The following is a 21,886-nucleotide window of genomic DNA, read 5'->3' on the forward strand; positions in this document are numbered from 1 at the left end:
TTTTATAAATCGATCCTATTAAGCCCGAAATGCTCTTTGAAATCCTCGCAAACACTCTGAAAATCGACGCCTTCAATTTTCGGCTTGGCTTTGAAAAACTCTAACATCGAATTATACCCGCTAAGCAGCTCCTTGCTCTTTACGCCGTAACTGATCGAAATCCCCGCCTCGAAAAACGCCGCTAGTTTGTCACAATACTTAAGCGCCTTTCCATCGATTGCGCGAAATTTGTCTTCATTAAACATCTTTAGGCTGCCTTCTGCAAATTTAGGCTCCTTGCCTAGCTCGAAGGTGCGGTTTTCAAACTCGTCTTTTATAAATTTACCGCCCCCTTTGCGGATGCCTAAAATATAGCTAAAATCATCTCGCATATGTTCCGGCACGAAAGGTAAAATTTTATCGTCTATTAGCCGCATCTCATATTCGCTGATGATGTCGCTAAGGCCCTTGACGCCGTATTTTACGGGGCTGATGATGTCGCGAGTTAGGCTTTCGGGCAAATCATGAAATAGCGCGCAGAAAAAATTATACGCCGTGCGCGAGCGGCACGCACCAACTTCAAGCGAGAAAAAGTAGCTTAAAATCGCGACTACCAGCATGTGTCCTAGCACCGATGTCTCAGGGATGCGCGGCGTCTGCGCCCAGCGTTTTTGGAAACGAAGTCTGCCACTAAGATCGACTATGCGAGCAAGTTTTTTATTCATCACGATTTTTCGCACGCCGATTAGCTCATAATAATCCTCGAGCTCCTCCTCGACTTTGGCTTTTAGCTCCTCGATGTCGTTTAGAAACTGGCTCGTTTGATAGACGATATTAAATTCCCAGCGCGTAGAGAGGTAGCTCGCCGCCTTTAAGATCACGGCTTCTTTCTTATGATCTTTGGAATTTAGATATTTTTTAAATCGCTCGAAAAATACGCCGTTTTGAATAGGCAAAAGATCGCTTTCGAGGACGCTTAAAACCCATTCGTTGATCTTATCCTTTTTGGTTTTTTGAATCTGATGAAAGACGTCCGGGCGGATGTCGGTTACGACGATGCGCGCTAAAAACTCGAAAATCCCCGCTTCTATCACATAGTTGATATCCACATCGCGCTCAAAGCTAGCGATGAAATAAGCAATGATAAATTTATGCGCCTGTTTGTCGAGCTCGACTAAACTCACCATCTTTGGATAATCGTTCCAGCGGCTAATGCTTGCGGATTTAAAAATTTGTTCGACTAAATTTGAGCTTATCATCGGTAAATTTGATCCGAGTTTATTTCGATTACGGTATGGACATTGCCGCGCGGATTAAAATCGCCCGTGATTTTCATAAATTTAGGCTTTAATTTGCTTTGCAACGCGCCATAAATTTCATTTATGCTATCTTCGTGGCTAATATAGCGGTTCATAAAGGAATTTATGTAAATTTTAATCGCTTTAAGTTCGACTACGAGCTTGTCCGGGATATATTCCAAATAGATCGTCGCAAAATCCGGATAGCCCGAGCGCGGGCAGCGGCAGCAAAACTCGGGCAGGGTTATTTTTATAAGATAATCGCGCTTTTGTTTATTGGGCCAAACTTCTAAATTTTCGATGTCAAATTTCTCAATTTCCTCTTCGCCGTATCTCACTATGATCTCCTTAAATTCGATATATCATTCGGCTTTTCGACACAAAATCCCTGAATATAATCGATACCCATTTTATAAAGTTGCATTTGAAATTCCTGCTTATCTACAAAGCGCATTATGGTTTTGATGCCCGATTTAGCGCAGGCTTCATTAATGCCTATGAAGATATTTTTAATCTTTTCATCGTCTAAATTTTTGTTAAATTCTATGTCATAAACGATAAAATCGACGTTTAGAAATTTTAAATACTCAAAGCTCGCGTTCGAGCCACCGAACTGCGATAGCGCGAAGCTAAATCCGAGTTCGCGGAATTTAATCAAAATTTCGTCAAAACGCTTGATCTCCGAATAGATAAGCTTTTCGTTAAACTCAAACACGATCTTTTTTGGATCGATCAGATTATTATCAATGAGCTTTAAAATTTCATTACGAAACTCGTTATTTCGCAGTGTCTGAGGCATGATCTCGATGAAAATTTTAGCGTCAATATCTTTAAAATAGATGATCCTAGAAATCTGCCTCATCATCGAAATATCGTATTTAATATCGTAATGATTTAGAAGCAAAATATCTAAAATTCTACTTTTTGTGATCTTTTCGCCGCTTCTTAGATCGAGTTTCGGGATCAAATTTATATGCGATTTTACGCCGTTTTTATCTGCAACGCGCTGATATTTAAAGCTAAAATTTTCACTATCGATCGCTTCCATAACGTCGGCAGAAAACACGTCGATTAGTACCTTCTCGACGTCGATGGCCTTCTCGCCGTGCTCTTCGTCGTCCAGGTGATTTATCTTATAAAATAGAGCATTTACGATATTATTTAGATTTCGATCATATGAACTTGGAAGCATTGTAAATTCGCTTTTTATCTCTACATTTTTAATCGTTTGACTTGAAATTTTATGCTCAAACATTCGCAAAATATGGCTTAAATTTGTAGCTTTTGATTCCACTCCAAATACGAAGTAGCCGTTTATAAAGCGACCAATCGGAAGGTCTTTAAAACCTTGCTCCGCCATAAAATTTGAAAGTTCCTTACAATACTCGTATAAAATTTCATCGCCGTTTTTATAACCGTATCGATCGTTTATGTCGATGATATTTTTAATTCGCAAAAGCACGATATTTATTTGACGATTTTTAGTTAAATCATTGCTTAAAATTTTCTCGATCTCCTCCCGCACAAATACATGCGTAACGGGATCAATCAGCGTCTTTTGAAAGCCGAAATAAATTTGATAAATAACATAATAAACATAGCAGATTAAAAGTATCAAAAATAAAATTACGTCGTCAAATTTAAACTCGCCGTTTCGAAACAAAATAATTCCGAAAACAATCAAAACGCAGGTAAACGGCACCGAAATTTTAAGTGCCGTTATGAAACGATTTTCGCGCTCTTTGGTCTCACTAAATAGCATCTAAACGTCCAAATGTTTTACATCTTTTGCATGATCTTGGATGTAATTTCGGCGCGGCTCGACCTCGTCGCCCATAAAAAGATTAAAGGTATCGCTAGCACTCTGCGCATCGGCGATATTTATTTTTAGTAACCTTCGATTTTCAGGGCTCATAGTGGTTTCCCAAAGCTGCTCCGGATTCATCTCTCCAAGACCTTTATAACGCTGAATATAAGCGCCTTTTTTCGAGCTTTTTTCGATTTCGTCTAAAATTTCAATAAAATCCTTGCCAAAGCTTACATCCCGCTCTTTGATCTTTGAATAAACTCTGATCGCCTCTTCAAAGATATAATTGCCGAATAAATTCTCATCTATCACGAGCTGTTCTAAGCCGCTCGGAGTTTGAACATAAATTCTAATGCCTTCATCATTTACGTAGGAATTTAAGATATTGAATCCTTCGCTTTCTAAGCGGGATTTTAAAATTTCAAATAACTCCTCGTAGCCAAGGCTTCGCGCTTCGTCGTTTTCTATCAAAAATCTGATCGCGCTAAGCACGCTGAAACGCTTTTTAAGCTCGTTCAGAAGCGAGCGATAATTTGAAACGATTTTTAGATAATCAATCAAATCCTCGTTGCCGATGCCTTCAAACTCGCCCATATCAATGCCAGTTTCGATCAAAAACTCACTCAGCGCTTTTTCGTCTTTTAGATAAATTTCTTTTTTACCCTTTTTATATCTAAAAAGCGGCGGCTGTGCTAAATAAACATAGCCGTTTTCCACGATAGGGCGCAAAAATCTAAAGAAAAATGTTAGAAGTAGCGTCTGGATGTGGCTACCGTCAACGTCCGCATCAGTCATAATGATGATTTTGTGATAGCGAAGCTTCTCTTCGTTAAATTCCTCACCGATACCACAACCAAAGGCCGTGATCATATTTTTAATCTCTTCGGATTGTAAAATTCTATCCAGGCGCGCCTTTTCTACGTTTAAAATTTTACCTCTAAGCGGCAGGATCGCTTGAAACACGCGGTCTCTTCCCTGCTTCGCCGAACCGCCCGCGCTATCGCCCTCGACTAGATAAATTTCGCTAATACTCGCATCCTTACTCTGGCAATCGGCTAGCTTTCCGGGAAGGGTTCCGACGGAATTTATATTGTCTTTTTTGCGCGTTAGATCACGTGCTTTCTTCGCCGCTTCGCGACCGCGCGCGGCTAAAAGAGCCTTATTCATAATGGCGCGCGCTTCGATCGGATTTTCTTCAAAATATTTGCTAAGCACCTCAAACGCCATCTTTTGCACGATCGGCTTAACGTAGCTGGAGCCCAGCTTACCTTTAGTCTGTCCCTCAAACTGCGGTTCGGGAACCTTTACGCTAATTACCGCAATAAGTCCCTCGCGAACGTCGTCGCCGGTGATCTTCGTGTCCTTTTCGCGCGCAGCCGCATTTGCCGCGACATAATTTGTTATCGCGCGCGTAAGACCCGCTCTAAAACCCGCCTCGTGCGTACCGCCGTCCGGAGTTTTGATATTATTTACGAAGCTTAATAAATTCTCGCTATACGTTTCGTTATACATAAGCGCAAAATCCACCATAACATCTTCCGCGCCGTCGCTAAACGACACGGCTTTGGATATAGCAGGCGCTTTATTCATATCATTTACGAAGCTTTCCAAACCGCCTTCGAAGTGAAAGTGCTCGTCTCTGCCAGTACGGTTATCTTTAAAATTTATCGTAATTTTTGGATTTAGATACGCAAGCTCGCGAAATCTTTTTGATAAAATTTTATCGTCAAATTCTAAAATTTCAAAAATTTCATCATCCGGCCAAAATTCGATCGTAGTGCCCGTGCGATTAGTAGTTTTTATCTTTTCAAGCTCGGTAGTAGGAATTCCTTTGGCAAATTCTTGTCTATAAATATTTCCGTCACGTTTGATCGTAGCAACGAGCTTTTTTGAAAGCGCGTTTACGACGCTAACGCCCACGCCGTGCAAGCCGCCGGAGACTTTATAAGTGTCTTTGTCAAATTTACCGCCTGCGTGAAGTACCGTAAGAACCACCGTCGCGGCAGGAATTTTTTCAGTCGGATGTATATCCACTGGGATTCCACGACCGTTATCACTAACGATACAACTTCCTTCGCTAGTGATCTCGACATCGATCGTGTCGCAGTAACCTGCCATCGCCTCGTCAATCGAATTATCAACTACCTCGTAGATCATATGGTGAAGTCCGCCAATATTGGTGTCTCCGATATACATTCCAGGGCGCTTTCTAACAGCCTCAAGACCCTTTAAAACTTTAATATTACTAGCGCCGTAATTTTGCTTCATAATTTTCCTTTAAATATTATTTATCGGCATGACGACCGTTTTTAAACCATCCGCGCTGAGCACGAACGCCGTATCGGAGCTATTAAAATTTAGCTCAAAAATTTCACTCTCGATGCTGCTTAAAAAATCAAGCAAGAAGCGATTTTTCACGCCGAAGACTATCTCGCTGTTTATATCAATCGCCGCTTCAATTTCGGTCTTTGCCTCGGAATTATCCTCGTTGATGCTCTCAAAAATCATTCCGTCCTTCTTAATGGTAACCTTCATCTCCTCGCACATCGCGTTTATCGCTCGCACGCCGCTTACCATCTTATCGCGCGGAATTAAAATTTTATATGCCGTATCGTTTGGGATCACACGCTCGTAGTTTGGAAATTTGCCGTTTATAAGCTTCGTAAAAAACTCAAAATTCTCGCTCACAGCTAGCAGCACGTTTTCGTCGTAGTAAATTTTAATCTTGTCCGAAAATAGCTTTTGAATTTCGCCTATCGCCTTTTTAGGGATTAAAATTTTAGTATCTAGCTCGCCCGCTTTTGATTGAGTGATCAGCTTATAAACGCTAAGTCGCTTAGTATCGGTTCCGACTAAATTTAAAAATCCCTCTTTTACGTCGATCAAAGCTCCGTTTAGCTCATATTTTGGATTGTTCGTATCGATCGACGGATATATTTTTTTAAGGCTTCTACCTAAAATTCCAGCATTTACGTCAAAGCTGTTTTTACCATCTATTGTAGGAAAGCTCGGAAAATCCCTCGTCTCAAACATCGGAAGCTTGTACTTAGATTTTTTTTGCTTTACGAAGAGCGCTCCGTTAACGGTTTCTAAAGTAACGCTATCGTCGCTTAAGCCTTTGATAACGCTAAGGAGTTTGCCTCCGTTTGCCGTAGCTTCTCCTTCCATTTCTATTGAGACATTTTGTAGATTATAGCTAAGGCCTATTTCGTGATCGGTAGCTTTTATACTAAAAATTCCATCTTTTGCACTCATTAAAAGATGCGAAGTTATCGAGCTTAGATCTTTTTTATCAAGATAGGAGCCAGTATTTGAAACTATCTCTTCTAGAAGTTTTTTAGTGATTAACACTTTCATATTTTTATCCTTTTAAATTTTTATCGTTGTAGTAGTTGGTAAGTGGTTTTTGTGAAAAACTTATCCTAAAGCTTGTCTTTAGGTAGTTTACCCAGTGAGTAAGTAGCTTTGTTTTATTCACTTTCATTCAACCTTTTTGCTTTATTTTCATAAAGTCTAAATTTCATTCTTATCCTTTTTGGTTATTTTGTTTTTTAACTCTTCGATCTTTATCTTTAACATCTCGTCGGTTTGAATGAGCTCGTTGATTTTTTTGATATTTTTGCTGATGGCGCTGTGATCTTTTAGATTAAAAAATGCGGCGATTTTAGGCATTGAGTTTTGAGTTAACTGTTTGGTTAGATATATGCAAATTTGGCGCGCTTCGACAACGTTTTTAGCTCGCGTTTTGCTTTTTAGCTCGCTAGGTTTTACGTTTAGCTCTTTTGAAATGACTTCGATGACGTGCTCTAGGCTCACGCTTGAATATTTTTGATGGATCTGATCTTGAAGCGTACTTTTGGTAAATTCTAGCGTGATTTTCGTGCGAAGTATTGACGAGTAAGCGTTTAGCTTGTTGATCGCGCCCTCGATCTCGCGGATATTATCGCCCATATTTGCAGCAATATATTCTACGACGTCGTGTGGGATTCTAACGCGGTTTTCCTCACTTTTTTTATTGATAATAGCAATTTTAGTTTCTAGATCCGGCGGGGTTATGTTTGCTATTATGCCGCTTTCAAATCGCGTTGTGAGGCGACTTTCAAAGCCTTTTAGGAATTTTGGTGGCAGGTCGTTGGTAAGGACGATTTGGCAGTTTTTGTCTTTCAGCTCGTTAAACGTATAAAAAAGTTCCTCCTGAGCCTTATCGCGTCCGATTAAAAACTGAATGTCGTCGATGAGCAAAACGTCGCAGTTACGGTATTTTTGTTTAAATTTATCGATCGAGTTGTTTTTAAGGTTAAAGACGAAATCATTAGCAAACTGCTCGCTGGTAACGCAGATGACGGTCTTTCCTTTTTTAATGCAGTAATTTCCGATCGATTGAAGGAGGTGAGTTTTTCCTAGCCCGCTAGGTCCGTAGATAAAAAGCGGATTAAAACGGATTCCGGGCTCTTTTGCGACCGTGATAGAGCACTCAAAAGCAAATTTATTTGAATCGCCGATGATGAAATTTTCGAAGTTATAATTTTCGCTTAGAATCGTGCTCTTAGGCTTTTCGGAGATGATTTTTACCTTTTCTTTCGGTGAAATTTTAGCTTTTGAGGTGATTTTGACGATCACGTCGTTAAGCCCGAACTGTTTTTTGATAAGTTCTTTTATTTTAGTGCCGTATTTTGTCTGGGCATATTTGGCGATAAACTCGTTAGTTGCGTTGTAGATGAAAAATTCCGGTGTCGAGTTTTTATCGTTGAATTTCAAATTTTTAATGTATCTAGAGTATTCGGTAGGTAAAATTTCCTTCTCTAAATTTGATAAAATTTCTTGTGCTTGCGACGTCGCCATTGAATTCCCTTATAAATTAAGCCGCTATTTTAGCTAAATTTCACTAAATTTGCGGTAAATTTCAGTTTATTCACTGGTGATTAAACTGTGAATAAGTGTGAAAGGTGGTTATGAAAATTTTAGGAATCGATCCGGGAACTAGAAATTTAGGTTATGCGATTTTGGAAAAAGATGTGAATAAAATCACCCTCATAGAGGCGGGATTAGTGAAAATGAAAGCCGAAAACGTGCAATTTCAAATGACGCAGATGAATGAGGCGATCGATCAAATTTTTAGCGCTCATAAGATTGATGAGGTCGCGATAGAATCGATGTTTTATGCCTATAATCCGCAGTCTGTTTTAAAGCTCGCTCAGTTTCGCGGCGCACTGGCTCTTAAAATTTTACAAATTTTTGGAAATTTTGCCGAATATACGCCGCTTCAGGTAAAAAAATCCGTCACGGGCAAAGCAAAGGCGGCGAAGGAGCAAGTTGCGTTCATGGTGAAGCGGATTTTGGGGATTAATAAGGAGATCAAACCGCTTGATATTACGGATGCTATAGCTATCGCGCTTACGCATGCAAATGTTATGCGCTTAGCGCCTAAATAGGAGGATTTATATGAAAATCGCTATTTTGCAAATGGACGTGAAAATGGCTCAAAATTTTGCAGATTGTGAGCAAAATTTTATCCGCGCGCGCGGGCTGATCGATCGCGCGTTAAAAAGAGGCGCGGACGTAGCGGTGCTGCCGGAGGCCTTTAACACGGGCTTTTGCGTACAAAATTTCAAGCGCTTAGCCGACGCGGGAGCTGCGCGAACGAAGGGATTTTTAAGCGAAATTTCGCAAAACTGCGGCGCTGTTTTAATAGGCGGATCGATAAGCTCCGAGCGAGATAAAATTTATAATTCCGCTTTCGTCTATCAAGACGGAGCCGAAATTTTACGCTACGACAAGATCCACGCCTTTTCGCTCGCTCGCGAAAACGAGATCGTAAGCGGCGGTGATAAGCTGGGTATTTGCGAGATTAAATTTAAAAATAGCGCGGTTAAAATCGGCGTCGTGATCTGCTATGACCTGCGCTTCGGTGAAATTTTTCGCGCCTTAGCGCTTCGCGGCGCGCAGGTGGTTTTTGTGATAGCGCAGTTTGTGCAGAGCCGCATAGAGCATTTTATCACGCTCGCTAAGGCCCGCGCGATCGAGAATCAAATTTTTATCTGCGCGGTAAACGGCTGCGGCGATACGGGGCAGGGCGAGAGTTTCGGCGGAAATTCCATGCTGATCGGTCCCGGCGGGGAGATCGTCGCGCGCCTGGGGAAAAAAGAGGTCGTGAAGATTGCTCGGGCGGATTTAGATGAAATTTTAAAATTTCGCGCTAAAATGGATATTTTAAAAGATATGAAACCTGAAATTTATAAGGAGTTTTGATGAAAACTTTAGTATTTGTGATCGATATGCTAAACGGCTTCGTAAAATTCGGTGCGATGGCCGATTCCAGCATAGCAAAGATCGCTCCTGCGGTGATTAGGCAGATAGAGGCGGCGAAAAACGTGCATTTCATCTGCGACGCTCACGCCGAGCGTGATTTGGAGATGAAGCGCTATCCGATCCACTGTCTAGTTGGCTCGCCCGAAGCGGAGGTGATCGAGGAGCTCGCGCCTTACGTAAGCGAGCAAAACGTCACTTTTAAGCGCAGCACGAACGGCTTTCATAATTTGGATAAGAAAATTCTGGACGGCTTCGATCGCTTTGTGATTATGGGCTGTTGCACCGATATCTGCGTGATGCAGTTTGCGCTTAGCCTGCGCACCTATCTCAACGAAACTGGCGAGGATAAGGACGTTATCGTTCCGCGAGGTGCGGTAGCTACCTACGATGCGCCGAACCATGAGCGTGGCTACTACGATGAATGCGCGCTAAACTTAATGCAAAATGCGGGAATTTTGGTAATTTAAGCTGCGCTTGGATCAGACAGAATTTTAAGTTAAATTTTATAGCGTATAAATTTAAAATTTAGAGTCGCTCTTAAAATTTTGGAATTTTTTGAGCGGTAGAATTTTGAAATTTTGTGTTGTTCGTAGAATTTTAAGACTCTAACCCTTTACGGATTTTAGCTTTGTTTTACCGCGACTGCTTTTGCGACGAAAAATCCAACTACCCCGGAAATTATCGAGCCTAAAAATACCGCGAGCTTGTCTGTGTAATGATACATATCGCTGCCGCCGTATGCGAGGCCATCGACGAAAAGCGCCATCGTAAAGCCGATACCACAGATAATTGCCACGGCGTAAAGCTGTGGCCAGCCTGCGTTTTCGGGCATGTAGGCGATTTTGGCTTTGATTAAGATCCAGCTGAAGGCAAAAATTCCGATCTGTTTACCGAAAAATAGCCCGAGCATGATGCCCATCGGCACCGGGCCGAAAAGGAAGCTAGGACTGATGCCTGCTAGCGAAACGCCTGCGTTTGTAAAGGCAAAGATCGGCAAGATGAAGAAATTTACGGGGTAGGCTAGTCCGTGCTCCATATCCTTTAGCATAGAACCCGAGCGGGTCTTAAGCGGGATGCAAAAGCCCGCAAGCACTCCCGCGATAGTCGCGTGGATACCGGAGTTTAGTACCATCACCCACAGCATCACGGCCACGATGATAAACGGAAGCTTTTTATCAACGCCAAGTCTGCTCATCACTAGCATTATTGCGACACAGGCAGCCGCGCCGCCTAGATAGATTGCGTTTATGGTAGAGGAATAAAACAAAGCGATGATTAAAATTGCACACAGATCGTCCATTATCGCAAGCGTCAAAACAAAAATTTTAAGGCTCGCGGGGATTTTTTTGCCTAAAAGTGCCATCACGCCCACGGCAAAGGCGATATCGGTCGCCGTTGGGATCGCCCAGCCCTTCATCGCGACGGCATCGTCCCAGTTGATGATCGAAAATATGATCGCAGGCATCATTACTCCGCCCAGAGCTGCGAAGCTAGGAAGTAAAATTTGAGAGAAATGGTGCAGCTGTCCTTCTATTTTTTCGCGCTTGAGCTCAAGTCCGATGGCAAAGAAAAATATCGCCATAAGCACGTCGTTTACCAAAAAATGCATCGATTCGTCAAGTTTCGCAGAACCCACACCTATGGTAAAACTCAAATGCAAAAACGCTTCGTAATATTTCGATAAAAATTCTACGTTTTGAGCTATGATCGCAAAAACTGCGGATAGAAGTAATATAACGCCGGCGCTACTTTCGCTTGATAAAATTTTCTTAATGATATGTTGCACATGCTTCCTTTAAAAATTTTGCCTTAATTTTATGCAAATTTTAATTAAATTTTTATCAAAACGGGCTAGTTGCTCGGTAAATTCGGCATTATTAGCATTGCATAAAGTATTATAAACATTATGATCGTAGGGCCTTCGTTGATCGCACGGAAGTATTTTCCGCTCCTGTGACACTCGTTTTTTTCAAATTTATACATATAATAATACAGCCACAAATGATAACAGATTAGCAAAACTCCGGCTAGTAATTTTATATGAAAATATCCCATTTTCATAAGCCCCGGATTTAAAATGATAAGCATCACGCCGCTAAAAACCGTCACCGCCATTGCTATCCAGCCGATCGCGTGATACAGCATCCGCTCCATCTTTTTAACGACCTTTACGAAATCCGGCTTGTCTAAATTTTCAGCGTGATATACATACAGACGTGGCATGTAAAACAGCATCGCCATCCATGAAATAAAGCCCGCAAAATGGATAAATTTAAACCAATAGTAACTCATTTTAGCCTCCTTAATCTCTCATTAAAATTTCTTTTCGCGCTTCGAATTCCTCTTTGGAAATCGCGCCTTTTTGATACAGCTCATAAAGTGCATCGACTTTTTTTAGACGTCCTTCGTAGTCGTCCTCCTCCGTCTCGCTTGCAAAAGCATTTAAATCTTCCACCCAAATTCCTACGAAAAATATATCTAGCAAAATCCAAATTCCCCAAATCGCCCAAAACAAAAAGCCCACTAAAAACCATAGTGTAAAACTTCCCAGCCAAAATAGCGCGATTTGAGCAAATCCGCTGATAAATTTGCCGCAATAAATTCTATGCAGTCCGCCGCCGATCGGCATAGCTGCGATCCACGAAAACGCACCTAAAAACCAAAGCGCGTAAGCGATATAATTATTTCTCTTCATTTTTCTCCTTTTTTGCGGTGTGTAAGCCCTGAAAAATAAAAATCACGACGGCCAGATCTATCATCACGTCGGCGAAATTAAACACCGCAAACTCAAACCACTTATGCCACGCGACATAATCCACAACGCCGCCGCGAATAAAGCGATCGAGCAAATTTGAACAACCTCCCGCGAGCATCAGCGCAAACGGCATCCAATGCTCGCAAAAAAGCTTTTTATGACAAAATACATACGCCGCAAGTACTGAGATCAGCGCGATCTGGATAAATTTTAAATTTTCGCCCAAAAACGCAAACATCGAAAACGCAACGCCGCGGTTAAGCGTAAGCTCTAGCGAAAAAAACTCTCCCTGCCATGAAAAGCCGTTTAAAAACAGAAGTTTTATCGCTTGATCGATCGCAAAGATCACCGCAAAAAGTAGGATAAATTTAATACAGGTCTTAGCCATCTCGCAGCCTAAATTTAAATATGTAAAGCCTGCATTTTTTGTCCGCGCCTTTTGTACCGAGCCATGAGCTTGTCGCGCCGTAAAATTTCACCGCAACGCTACTCATTTAGGGCTTTGGCAAAAAATTTCTCGACCTCGTCCATTCGCTTTTGCAGCAGCTTTTCGTTTTTGCCCTCGATTAAGAGGCGGATAACGTTTTCGGTGCCGGAGTAGCGAAAGAGCGAGCGGATCTTGTCCGCTTTAAGGCTTGCTTCAAGCTCCTTTAGCCCTTTTAATTTTTCAAGCGGTTTTTTATCCGAAATTTTTAAATTCTTTAAAATTTGTGGATAGGGCTTAATCATCCCCGAAAATTCGCTTGCCTTCTTTTTCATATCCAACATGCAAGCGGCGAATTGTAGCGCGCTTGCGATGCCGTCGCCCGTTTTGGCGTAATCGCCAAAGATTACGTGCCCGCTCTGCTCGCCGCCGAAATTTGCGCCTAGCTCGTGCATCGTCTCAAGTACGAATTTATCGCCTACATTGCAGCGATGAAGCGCGATGTCGTGTTTAGCTAAAAAATCCTCCAGCGCAGAATTACTCATCACTGTGGCTACCATTTTATTGCCTGCTAAGCGATTTTTTCCTTTCAAATAGACTGCTAAAATTCCAAGTAGCGCGTCGCCGTGGATGATCTCGCCGTTTTCGTCCACGACTACGAGCCTATCGGCATCCCCGTCGAAAGCAAAGCCGACGTCGGCGCGTAATCTTTTGACCTCCGAGGCTAAATTTTGCGGGCTTAGTGCGCCGCAAGCATCATTAATATTTTTGCCGTTAGGTTCGTCGCCGATGACGATAGTTTCGGCTCCCAGCTCGTTAAATACCGTAGGCGCGACCCTGTAGCTTGCTCCGTTTGCGCAATCAAGTACCACGCGAAGCCCGTGCAGTGTCTTTTGCTTCGGAAAGGAATTTTTAATATGCACGATGTATCTGCCGATGACGTCGTCCACGCGCTTTGCGGCGCCGATTTGCATCATTTTGGTGCGCGCCTCGGCGATTAGATCGTCACTGAAATAAATTTTTTCGATCTGTGCTTCCTCTTTTTCGTCGAGTTTAAAGCCCTCGCTGTTGAAAAATTTAATGCCGTTGTCGTAGTATGGATTGTGGCTCGCGCTTATCATGATGCCTGCATCGCAGCGCATATCCTCCGTAAGAAAGGCAATCGCAGGAGTAGGCATCGGACCGATCTGGCGGACGTTGTAGCCTACCGAGGTAAGGCCCGCAACTATCGCTGTTTCTATCATATAGCCGCTTCTGCGGGTATCTTTGCCGACTAAAATCATATTCGTAACGGAATTTTTCCTAAAATAAATTCCCGCTGCCATCGCTACGCGCATCGCAAGCTCGGCGGTTAGAAATTCTCCCGCTTTGCCTCGTACACCGTCCGTTCCGAAAAGTTTCATTATCAAATCCTTGTATAAAAATCATGAAATTCTACCAGAAAAAGTTTAATCTTAATAAATTTAAACTATATTTAAATTTTACTTAAATTAAGCGTCGATTAAATATTTTTTACGTATAATCGCAGGTTCAAATTTAACCGAAAAGGAACGTTATGGCAAATCACAAATCCGCCGAAAAACGCGCGAGACAAACCATAAAAAGAACGGAGCGAAATAGATTTTATCGCACCAGAGTAAAAAATATCACAAAAGCCGTAAGAGAGGCGGTCGAGAGCAAGGATCTAGACGCAGCGACTCAGGCTCTAAAAACGGCTAATGAAAGCTTTCACAGCTTCGTAAGCAGGGGCTTTTTGAAAAAACGGACCGCGAGCAGAAAAGTAAGCCGCCTAGCCAAACTCGTAAATTCTTTAAAAACCGCCGCGTAAGCGCCCCTTACGCATAAAATTTAAATGCTAGCCGATAAACTAAAGCCTTTTTTGGATCGCTACGACGAGCTTTCGCGCATGCTTAGCGATCCCGCAGTTACCGCAGATATCGCTAATATGACGGCGCTATCTAAGGAGCAGCGCAATATCGAGCCGATCAAAGAGGCGGCTAGCGAGTATCTTAAAATTTTAAATCAGATCGAAGAGAACAAAGCTCTGCTAAGCGATGCCGATCTCGGCGAGCTAGCCAAAGAGGAGCTTAAAAGCTTAGAGAGCGAAAAGCCGCAGCTCGAAGAAAAAATCAAAATTTTACTGCTTCCGAAAGACCCAAACGACGATAAAAATATCTTTCTTGAGATTCGCGCCGGTACGGGCGGTGACGAAGCGGCGCTGTTTGCGGGCGATCTACTCGGCGCGTATCTGCGCTACGCCGATCTTCGCGGCTATAAATGCGAGATCGTAAGCACTAGCGAAGGCAGCGTCGGCGGCTACAAAGAAGCGATCTTGCTCGTAAAGGGCGCGGGAGCGTATTCGCGGCTGAAATTTGAAGGTGGCACTCACCGCGTGCAGCGCGTCCCCGAAACGGAGAGTCAGGGCAGGGTGCATACCTCCGCGATCACCGTCGCCGTCATGCCCGAGATCGAGGATAGCGAGATACAGATCAATCCGAACGATCTTCGCATCGACGTTATGCGCAGCTCCGGCCACGGCGGGCAGTCCGTAAATACCACCGATAGCGCCGTTCGTATCACTCACATCCCGACTGGTTTAGTCGTCACCAACCAAGACGGCAAGGACCAGCACAAAAACAAAGAGGCGGCGATGAAGGTGCTAAAGGCGCGCCTTTACGATATGCAGGAGCAGGAGCGCTTAGATAAAGAGCGCAAAGATCGCAAGGATCAGGTAGGCACCGGCGACCGCTCGGGGCGGATCCGCACCTACAACTATCCGCAAAACCGCATCAGTGACCACCGCATAAATTTAACTCTCTACCGCCTGGATGCGATCATGGCTGGCGGTTTGTTCGACGAGATCATCGATCCGCTCATAGCGCACTCTCAAGCCGAAGCGATCGCAAACGCGGGCTATTAAGCCTTTTAAAATTTTAATTTCAATCCCTATATTTTCAAAATTTTGCTGCGATTATGCTGCAAATTTTACTTTAAATTTAAACGTGAGCTTTCGGAGCAATGTATTTAATGGCTTTCGCCTCGGTAAATTCACTTAAATTTCATCGCAGCCCCCGCTTGAAATTCCGCCTTTTTAAATTCTATCGCTGCGCCGTCTAGCGTTTTAAATTTCTCTGTTTTTTTTAAAATGCGCGCCTCAAATACCGCTTTAAAATTTACGCAGACGTGAGCGAGCGAGGAGTCGCCGCGATAAATTTAAAGTCAAATTTTATTTCTAGCCATCTTTTAATTTGTTTCTTATCTTTGATGTATTAAAATCCCGCTCCGTTTCATTCGTAAATTTAAAACGTATCTTAAAAACAAGGAAAGCCGATGAGCGAAAGAAATTTACAAATTTTAGGTTAGGCGGGCACATGCCTGTCGGTCATCATGTACGTGTCCTACGTGCCGAACATAATGGCGAATTTAGACGGCAACAAGGTCCCGTTTCTCCAGCCACTTGCAGCTGCGATAAACTGCACGATATGGGTCAGCTACGGTCTTTTAAAGTCTAAAAAGGACTATCCGCTCGCCGCGGCGAATTTCCCGGGGATCATCTTTGGGCTGCTAACTGCAATAACGGCGCTTTAAACCGCCTTTAGTGGCTTAATAAATTTCAAAATCGCCCGCGCCGCACCTTGTCTGCCGCGTCCGCAACGCTTTTTAGTCGCCTACTACGCTGCAACTACTCGATCGCTGTCAGCTGAGCCTGAGCTAGCTTACCACAAGCGCGCCCGCACCTCACATATCCATTACGACGCGGCTTTAAATTTCACAAAATCGTCCGTGCCGAATTCAAGTCTGTCGAATTTAAATAACTTTTATACAAAATTTGATAAGCTTATTTTGATTAAAATTTTATCTTTAAAAGGACGAAAAATGAAAAAGGTCATCACTTGCGTCGATCAAAATGCGCTTGCCCCAGCGGTTAGAGATTACGGAATTTACGTCGCTAAAACCTTGGGTGCCGAGCTCGTGTTTATTCACGTGGTTGAAATCCCAGAGCTTGGCGAGAATTTTTATGGGCTAGCCGCAGGCGGAATCGTCCTAGGAGAGAATGATATCCTTGCAAATAGCTACGGAAGTCCCACACTAGGCGGCGTGGATGCGGAGAAAGACCACGAAGAAGCCGAAGCGATGCTGGATGAATATATCTGCGCCGCGACTGCTGCGGGCGTAAAGGCGAGTAAGATCATCAAAGATGGCGATTTTATCGACGTTATCGCTGAGTACAAGGACGAAGCTGAAATTTTTGTACTCGGTATCAAGGGCTCAAATAACGAGGACGTAGGCTTTAACGCAAGCGTGCTGATAAAGGAGCTTCACGTGCCGTCGCTGCTCGTGAATAAGGAATTTTCACCGATTAACTCCGTGCTCATTGCGTTTGACGGCACTGACGCGGCGAAACGCACGCTTGAGTTTATAAAGAGTTCAAAGCTTCTTGCGAGCGCACATAAACATGTCTTGCACATCAATCTCGATGCCACAGAGGGCGAGCGGACGCTGGATCTGGCGCGAGAAATTTTAGGCACTCAAAACGCCACTTTCAAATATATCCAAGCGGAAGTGCCCGCCGATGAGATCATCAAATATCGCCGCGCCAATAACCTCGATCTGATCGCTACTGGCGCCTTTACGAAGGGATTTTTCAAAAAGCTCTTTTTAGGCAGCGTCTCCGAGGATATCTTGCACAATGCGCTTGTACCGGTGCTAGTGCTATCATAATCGCAAGACTAAACGCCGATAAACGTTAAATTCCGTCGCTTACGTTATTTTAAAGCGGCGGAATTTTAGAATTTTAAATTTTTAAATCCTTCGTTTTTCAAATTTATATACTTTTTAAAATTTATATAAATTTTGCTTAATAATTCGTCAATAGATCTTATTAAATTCCGTTAAATTAGTAATTGCATATAAAATTTTATGATTTAATTTATTAAAAATTTTATTACTATTTAAAAAGAATTGTAAGATAATCCCGCCAGTAAATTGATATAGATTATAAAATCTAAAAAGGATTTTTATGAAAAAGGGTAGAATTTTACTTTCTTTTGCGCTACTTTGCTCGCCGTTTTGGCTTACTGCGGCGCAAAATAGCGACGCTTCTCAAAACTCGTCCGCCGCAAGCTCCACCTCTAAAATTTCGTCGTCGCAAAGCTCGCGTCAAGACGCTGCATCGCGGAGTTCCACGCTGCTTTCTTCAAATTTAGCCTCTAATAGCGCGGCTCCGCAAAGCGGTAGCACGGAAAATTCTACGCTGCAGAGCTCAGACGACGATAATCTCGGTACCATAAACGTCACGGGCAAGGCCGATCTGTCCACTACTGAGGGTACGGGCTCTTATACGACGGGCAATATGAGCACTGCGACGGGGCTAAATTTAAGCATAAGAGAAACGCCGCAATCCATAAGCGTCATCTCCAATCAGCTTTTAAAAGATCTGAGCCTGCACAACGCCGAAGAGGCTCTTTCAAAATACGCAACCGGCATTTCGCTAAATAACGACGCAGGCGGCAATCGCATCGTCTCGCGCGGCTTTTACGATAATATCCAAGAAGACGGCATCGCAAGCTCGGTTTCTAGCTCTGTGTTCGGGCCTCTTGGCTCATCGAAGGAATTTACCGATTTGGAATTCTACGATCGCGTCGAGGTTCTGCGCGGCGTAGCGGGTCTTACGCAAAGCAACGGCGAGGCCGGCGGTACGATAAATTTAATCTAAAAGCGTCCGAGCGATCAGTTCGGCTTTAACGCAAGTCTAAGCGGCGGTAGCTGGGATAATTATCACGGCATGATCGACGTAACGGACGCGGTAAATCAAAGCGGTACGGCACGCGCGCGGCTGATCGGAATTTTAAGTAAAACGGACTCGTTTAAGGACTATCCGCGCAACGGCTATCGCGAAGGTGTCGGCGTTTCGACGGAATTTGACGTGGCCGATAAGACGCTTCTTAGCGCGGGATTTTTGTGGCAAAAAACCGTCGGCGTCTATGATATTTACGGCGTGTCCGTTTTAGACAATCATGGAAATTTACTGAATTTACCGCGCAGAAGTTACTTCGGCTCGGATTGGGACAGAAGCGAATATAAAAAATTTAACGCCTACAGCGAACTTTCGCACGAATTTAGCGATGATCTGAAAGCCTATGCGAGGCTCAATTATACCGATAGCGACAGCATGTTAAAATTCGGAGCGTTCGGCGGGGCAGATCCTTACAACGGCAGCTCGTCGCATACGGTGCAATATAGGATTTATGATAACGACTCCAAAGAGGTCGGGTTTCAAACGGGGCTAGACGGCAAATTCGAAGCATTCGGGCAGAAGCACGACTTTTTCTTAAACGGCTCGCTTAGCAACGAAAAGCTTAATTGGCGCGAGACTAGGACGAGAGATTCGTCTTTGGCGTCGCTGGGGATGAATATTTATAATTGGGACCGCTCAAGGATCGCTCAGCCTGATTGGAGCAGTGCCGCTACATTTAAAGACAGAAGCTCCACTACCATAAAGCAGCGCGCGATCTCGCTCGGGACTAGATTAAACTTAACTGACGATTTTCACTTTTTGCTCGGCGGGCGCTTTTCGAAGGTAACCTACAGCAGGTATTATTATAATATTTTGCGCGGTACGGCTTCGCATAGCGCAAGCCCGAGCAAATCGGATTTCTCGCCGTATGCGGGAGTGGTCTGGGATTTTGCGGATAATTTTTCGTGGTACGCAAGCTATGCCGAAATTTTTAAGCCGCAAGCTGCGCGCGACAAGGACGGTAAAATTTTAGATCCCGTAGTCGGCTATAATTTAGAAACCGGCGTGAAGGGAGAATTTTTTGACGGCGCGCTTAATACGAATGTCGCGCTATTTCAGATCATTCAGAAAAATAGGGCGATGAGCGATCCTCTTAATACGAACTATTCCATCGCCGAGGGCAAGGTGCGAAGCCGCGGCGTGGATGCCGAGGTGCAAGGCTCGCTCACGGATGATTGGAAATTGTTCGCAGGATATACTTTCAACCGCAGCGTCTATTTAAAGACGGAAAGAACCTCTGCAGCGGTCGATTATAGCAAGGGCGCAAACGCCAAACGCTACATTCCGAAGCATCTGTTTAAGCTCTATACGAACTATGAAATTCCGCTCGGCGAAAATCGTAAGATCGCTTTGGGTACGGGCGTGCGCTATCAGAGCAAAACCGCTTCGATATATCGCGAAAACGTTGCGTATTACGCCGCGCCGCAGAAGGCTTACGCGCTGTGGGACGCGAACGTCGGCTATCATTTCGACAAGCACTTTAGCGTAAATTTTGCGGTCAAAAACATCACGGATAAGAAGTATTTTCAAAATACGCAAAATCGCGTCGCGGGACATAACAACTACTATGGCGAGCCGCGGAATTTTATGTTGACGCTAAATTATACGTATTGAGCGCGGATGGAATTTTGCGCTTATGCGAACTCGGATAAACTCCCTCAAACGCGGTCTTGGATAAATTCCGCGCTTTATAAGAGCGCGGGTGAGGCGGGCGCAGAGGCGAGAGGCTAGGCTTTGTCGCAAGTAGCACGTGGCAAGGCGGGTAAAATTTGAACGAAGCCGAGGGATTAAAATTTAACTTGCGATTTGGTTGATTAGCGATTGATTAGTGCGGGCGATCCGGGCGATCGCGGGCAGGGGCGATAAATTTAATTTCGCGAAATTCCAAGCGAATTAAACGCGCAGACTTGCGAGCATAAAATCCGCTCGCGAGCCTGCCGGATCAAATTTAATCCCGCGGAATTTCGCTGCAACCGGCGCTAAATTTTAAAATTTAAAGAGAAAATTTGAAAACCCTAAAGCAATTTTTTGAAATTCTACGTCCGCACTGGTTCGGCAAGGGTGCGGCGAAGCTGTGGGCGCTGCTGCTCGCGCTTGGTTTTAGCCTCGCTATCATCAAAATCAGCGTGCTGATGAACGCGTGGGACAAGCGCTTTTACGACGCGCTAAGCGAGCTTAAAGGCGAGCTCATTCCCGCGCTCGTGGGCGAGTTTTTGCTCTACACTGCGCTCATCGTGCTTTTCATCGTCTGTGGCAGCTGGCTTCGCAAACTGCTCGTAATCGTCTGGCGCGAGCGGCTAAGCGCGATGATGGAGCGCAAATGGCTACATAACGCAAACTTCTACCGCACGAGCCTTGAGGGAAATTTCAGCGCTAGGGGCGGATCAAATTTAGAAAAACCTGGCGATGTAAATTTAGATGAAAATTTAAACGAGCGCGCAGAGTGTTCCGCAGCCGAGGCGGACAGCGCGGCTTTACATAAAGACGCAAAGGGGCTTGAAATTTTACCGAGCGCGGCGAAGCAAAATGCAGCAGGGCAAAGCGGCGCAAGCGAGAATGAAATTTCATCCAAAACTCGCGCAGATCGTGAAATTTCAAAAAGGGTCTCGAAGCTAGACAACCCCGATCAGCGTATCGCCGAGGACAGCTTGCTGCTCGTGCAAAAAAGCGTCGATCTCGTAAAATCACTCGTCTATAATCTCGCCAAACTCATCGCCTTCGTTGCGATCTTGTGGCAGGTCTCGAAGGTGCTGAAATTTGAAATTTTCGGCATGCACTTTGAGATCGAGGGCTTTTTGCTCTACGTAGCGCTCCTTTATACGCTGCTTTGCTCGCTGATTACGCATCTCATCGGACGTAGACTTAGGGGGCTAAATTTTGCCAAGCAGCGCGCCGAAGCCGACTACCGCTCGGATCTGTTGCTCGTGCGCGAAAACGCAGAAGCCTTGGCGTTTATGCGCGGAGAGGATGCCGAGCGCAGCCGCTTCCGCGCGAGTTTCGGCGAGATCATGAGAAATTGGCGCAGCATCATGAATACGGAATTTCGCCTCGAATGCTTTTCGGCAAGCTACCTAAAAATCACGAATTTAATCCCGATCTTTGCCTGCTTGCCGCTGTATTTGTCGCGCGCGATGAGCTTTGGCGACATGATGCAGGCGCGCTCGGCGTTTTACAGCGTGCAGGACGGATTTGCGTGGTTTATGGACTATTATAAGCAGATCATGGAGTGGGCGGCGAGCGTGCAGAGGATCTATGAGTTCATCTCGCGCATGGACGGCGAGAGCGCAAATCTGCGTGCTTGCGTCACACAAAGCGACGAAAATTCCGCTCGCTGCGAGGGCTTGTCGGTCTTCACGCCTGCGGGCGAGCCGCTGATCGAGGATCTACGCTTTGAGCTTGCGCCCGCGCAGTTTATAATGCTGCGAGGCAAGAGCGGTGCGGGTAAAAGCACGGCTCTGCGCTACGCGGCGGGGCTTTGGCGATACGGCCGCGGCGAGATCAACCTACCGCGCACGGG

At 44.4% G+C, this 21,886-nt stretch carries 21 protein-coding genes and 1 pseudogene; 10 read left to right on the top strand and 12 right to left on the bottom strand.

What is annotated here, in order from left to right:
• Window positions 1–2: 2 nt before the first annotated feature.
• From Q0393_RS08090 to dnaA, 7 genes are read right to left on the bottom strand one after another with little or no spacing between them, the layout of a single operon-like run.
• Window positions 3–1,238, bottom strand: a complete 1,236-nt coding sequence (locus Q0393_RS08090) for an HD domain-containing protein (RefSeq protein WP_298979316.1) — start codon at window positions 1,236–1,238, stop codon at window positions 3–5.
• Complete coding sequence (queF, locus tag Q0393_RS08095) at window positions 1,235–1,615, bottom strand: preQ(1) synthase (RefSeq protein ID WP_298782929.1); 381 nt, start codon at window positions 1,613–1,615, stop codon at window positions 1,235–1,237. Before queF ends, Q0393_RS08090 begins: the two co-directional genes overlap by 4 nt.
• A complete protein-coding gene (locus Q0393_RS08100) occupies window positions 1,615–3,039 on the bottom strand; it encodes an EAL domain-containing protein (RefSeq protein WP_298979319.1) in 1,425 nt (474 codons plus the stop codon). Before Q0393_RS08100 ends, queF begins: the two co-directional genes overlap by 1 nt.
• Entirely contained in the window at window positions 3,040–5,352 is a 2,313-nt protein-coding gene (gyrB, locus tag Q0393_RS08105) for a DNA topoisomerase (ATP-hydrolyzing) subunit B (RefSeq protein WP_298979321.1), read from the bottom strand.
• 9 nt (window positions 5,353–5,361) lie between these two features.
• Window positions 5,362–6,441 (bottom strand): DNA polymerase III subunit beta, encoded by a 1,080-nt coding sequence (gene dnaN / locus Q0393_RS08110; protein WP_298979323.1) that lies wholly within the window; start codon window positions 6,439–6,441, stop codon window positions 5,362–5,364.
• A 4-nt stretch (window positions 6,442–6,445) separates the two neighbouring features.
• Window positions 6,446–6,568, bottom strand: a complete 123-nt coding sequence (locus Q0393_RS08115) for a hypothetical protein (protein WP_298979325.1) — start codon at window positions 6,566–6,568, stop codon at window positions 6,446–6,448.
• A 29-nt stretch (window positions 6,569–6,597) separates the two neighbouring features.
• A complete protein-coding gene (gene dnaA, locus Q0393_RS08120; RefSeq protein WP_297881694.1) occupies window positions 6,598–7,926 on the bottom strand; it encodes a chromosomal replication initiator protein DnaA in 1,329 nt (442 codons plus the stop codon).
• Between the two features lie 110 nt (window positions 7,927–8,036).
• Between dnaA and ruvC the strand changes: the two genes are divergently transcribed.
• The 3 genes from ruvC to Q0393_RS08135 are packed head-to-tail and all read left to right on the top strand — an operon-like array spanning window position 8,037 to window position 9,860.
• The gene (gene ruvC, locus Q0393_RS08125) at window positions 8,037–8,516 is read left to right on the top strand and encodes a crossover junction endodeoxyribonuclease RuvC (RefSeq protein ID WP_298979327.1); all 480 of its coding nucleotides are present in this window, start codon (window positions 8,037–8,039) and stop codon (window positions 8,514–8,516) included.
• A 10-nt stretch (window positions 8,517–8,526) separates the two neighbouring features.
• Window positions 8,527–9,333: a nitrilase-related carbon-nitrogen hydrolase gene (locus Q0393_RS08130; RefSeq protein WP_298979328.1), complete on the top strand. Its 807-nt coding sequence runs from the start codon at window positions 8,527–8,529 to the stop codon at window positions 9,331–9,333.
• Complete coding sequence (locus Q0393_RS08135; RefSeq protein ID WP_298979329.1) at window positions 9,333–9,860, top strand: cysteine hydrolase family protein; 528 nt, start codon at window positions 9,333–9,335, stop codon at window positions 9,858–9,860. Before Q0393_RS08130 ends, Q0393_RS08135 begins: the two co-directional genes overlap by 1 nt.
• Before the next feature lie 155 nt (window positions 9,861–10,015).
• Here Q0393_RS08135 and nhaA read toward each other — a convergent pair whose 3' ends face one another.
• The 5 genes from nhaA to glmM all read right to left on the bottom strand — a co-directional run bounded on the left by nhaA (window position 10,016) and on the right by glmM (window position 13,975).
• Window positions 10,016–11,179 carry a Na+/H+ antiporter NhaA gene (nhaA, locus tag Q0393_RS08140; RefSeq protein WP_298979331.1) on the bottom strand — a complete coding sequence of 388 codons (1,164 nt, stop codon included), beginning with the start codon at window positions 11,177–11,179 and terminating at the stop codon, window positions 10,016–10,018.
• Between the two features lie 65 nt (window positions 11,180–11,244).
• On the bottom strand, window positions 11,245–11,685 hold the full coding sequence (locus tag Q0393_RS08145; RefSeq protein ID WP_297964227.1) for a CopD family protein: 441 nt from the start codon (window positions 11,683–11,685) through the stop codon (window positions 11,245–11,247).
• 10 nt (window positions 11,686–11,695) lie between these two features.
• Window positions 11,696–12,088: an SHOCT domain-containing protein gene (locus Q0393_RS08150; protein WP_177386934.1), complete on the bottom strand. Its 393-nt coding sequence runs from the start codon at window positions 12,086–12,088 to the stop codon at window positions 11,696–11,698.
• Window positions 12,075–12,536: a signal peptidase II gene (gene lspA, locus Q0393_RS08155; RefSeq protein ID WP_298979333.1), complete on the bottom strand. Its 462-nt coding sequence runs from the start codon at window positions 12,534–12,536 to the stop codon at window positions 12,075–12,077. The genes Q0393_RS08150 and lspA overlap by 14 nt, the downstream gene beginning before the upstream one ends.
• A 98-nt stretch (window positions 12,537–12,634) precedes the next feature.
• Window positions 12,635–13,975, bottom strand: coding sequence for a phosphoglucosamine mutase (gene glmM / locus Q0393_RS08160; RefSeq protein ID WP_298979336.1), 1,341 nt, complete (start codon window positions 13,973–13,975; stop codon window positions 12,635–12,637).
• A gap of 152 nt (window positions 13,976–14,127) precedes the next feature.
• On the opposite strand from glmM, the gene rpsT reads away from it, so the two are divergent.
• From rpsT to Q0393_RS08195, 7 genes and pseudogenes are all read left to right on the top strand, one after another.
• The gene (rpsT, locus tag Q0393_RS08165; RefSeq protein ID WP_298979337.1) at window positions 14,128–14,400 is read left to right on the top strand and encodes a 30S ribosomal protein S20; all 273 of its coding nucleotides are present in this window, start codon (window positions 14,128–14,130) and stop codon (window positions 14,398–14,400) included.
• A 24-nt stretch (window positions 14,401–14,424) separates the two neighbouring features.
• Window positions 14,425–15,492, top strand: a complete 1,068-nt coding sequence (prfA, locus tag Q0393_RS08170) for a peptide chain release factor 1 (protein WP_298979339.1) — start codon at window positions 14,425–14,427, stop codon at window positions 15,490–15,492.
• Window positions 15,493–15,956: 464 nt separating this feature from the next.
• On the top strand, window positions 15,957–16,160 hold the full coding sequence (locus Q0393_RS08175; protein ID WP_367179180.1) for a SemiSWEET family transporter: 204 nt from the start codon (window positions 15,957–15,959) through the stop codon (window positions 16,158–16,160).
• A gap of 288 nt (window positions 16,161–16,448) precedes the next feature.
• A complete protein-coding gene (locus tag Q0393_RS08180; protein ID WP_297901048.1) occupies window positions 16,449–17,294 on the top strand; it encodes a universal stress protein in 846 nt (281 codons plus the stop codon).
• Window positions 17,295–17,592: 298 nt separating this feature from the next.
• Entirely contained in the window at window positions 17,593–18,288 is a 696-nt protein-coding gene (locus Q0393_RS08185) for a TonB-dependent receptor plug domain-containing protein (protein WP_298979341.1), read from the top strand.
• 12 nt (window positions 18,289–18,300) lie between these two features.
• Window positions 18,301–19,983 (top strand): annotated as a pseudogene (locus tag Q0393_RS08190) (TonB-dependent siderophore receptor); the annotation flags it as partial.
• A 392-nt stretch (window positions 19,984–20,375) separates the two neighbouring features.
• A partial coding sequence (locus Q0393_RS08195; protein ID WP_298979343.1) for an SbmA/BacA-like family transporter occupies window positions 20,376–21,886 on the top strand: 1,511 nt, incomplete at its 3' end.

The sequence above is a fragment of the uncultured Campylobacter sp. genome (genome assembly GCF_938015785.1).
Classification (GTDB): domain Bacteria; phylum Campylobacterota; class Campylobacteria; order Campylobacterales; family Campylobacteraceae; genus Campylobacter_B.